The sequence below is a fragment of the Limnobacter sp. CACIAM 66H1 genome (assembly GCF_001601825.1).
GTDB lineage: Bacteria > Pseudomonadota > Gammaproteobacteria > Burkholderiales > Burkholderiaceae_B > Limnobacter.
The window spans coordinates 1,488-2,463 of the sequence record NZ_LUJK01000103.1 but is presented as its reverse complement, the minus strand read 5'-3'; the positions used below and the strand labels follow the sequence as shown (position 1 = coordinate 2,463).

At 36.8% G+C, this 976-nt stretch carries 2 protein-coding genes and 1 pseudogene; all 3 read right to left on the bottom strand.

All coding sequences use genetic code 11. The features are described from left to right. Positions 1 to 48 precede the first annotated feature (48 nt). Entirely contained in the window at positions 49 to 252 is a 204-nt protein-coding gene (gene nifT / locus A0129_RS15720) for a putative nitrogen fixation protein NifT (RefSeq protein ID WP_291716326.1), read from the bottom strand. Continuing rightward, positions 249 to 515, bottom strand: coding sequence for a nitrogen fixation protein NifZ (locus tag A0129_RS15715; protein ID WP_291716325.1), 267 nt, complete (start codon positions 513 to 515; stop codon positions 249 to 251). The genes nifT and A0129_RS15715 overlap by 4 nt, the downstream gene beginning before the upstream one ends. A 79-nt stretch (positions 516 to 594) precedes the next feature. Then, positions 595 to 976, bottom strand: a pseudogene (locus A0129_RS15710) (hypothetical protein); the annotation flags it as partial.

The window sequence follows — 976 nt, the reverse complement described above, 5'->3', positions numbered from 1 at the left end:
GCGTTGCGCGACAACACACCCTACTACCAATTTATTCAATAAATTTGTTTAAGAAAGCCTTTTTGCTTCTACAGTCTGCGGTAATTGTAAAGGTTCGGATAAATCTGGAATTGCTAATTCCCAACCATTTGCTAAGGTAAAAATTTTACCTTCCGAACCCTCTGTTTGGCTGACCACTTCTTCCTCAAGGTCTTTTTTAGCAACATAGACTAATAACTGTCCAGCAGAATTCTGACGCAGCATTACTTTCATTTAGCTTCCTCAACACTTTCTAATTCTTTTTTCCGACAACCGACTATTACACCCTTTTCTATAAAATGCACCGCATAAATATAGGAAGTTTGCAAAAATGTACCAATACTAACGATGTAACCAATTTCTCCTTTTTTTGCTAATGTTTCTCCAATATCTTTGCCAGGATAAGTACCATCGTTACGAATTAATTTGCGAGTTTTGACTTTTGAACCAATTTCAAATACTGGGGGTAAATCAAGTTCTAATTCATCCAATTGCATAGATTTATATCAATTCAAAAACTTATCCAACATCTCAAATTTCAAATCCAAAATCCAAAATCCAAAATCTAAAATTCAATCACCTTTCAGATGGAACTAAACTCAAAAGTTCTTCTAGATTTAGACTGCGTTTATTTTCTACAGATTGTTGTCGTACTGCATCTAAAATTGATTGGGTTTCATCGGGGTTTAAATTGATCCCTTGTTGCTGTAGTAAGTTAGCTACCAAATGCCGACCTGAATGTTTACCTACAACTAAGCGTCTTTCCCAACCTACTTCTTCTGGTGTAAAAGGTTCGTAAGTCACAGGGTTTTGCAAAACGCCATGAGCGTGAATTCCAGATTCATGAGCAAAGGTATTTTCACCCACAATCGCTTTCCAAGGCGGTACATGACAACCTGATGCAGTTGCTACCATTCGAGAAAGTTCTAATAAGCGAGTGGTATCAATTCCTAAATCG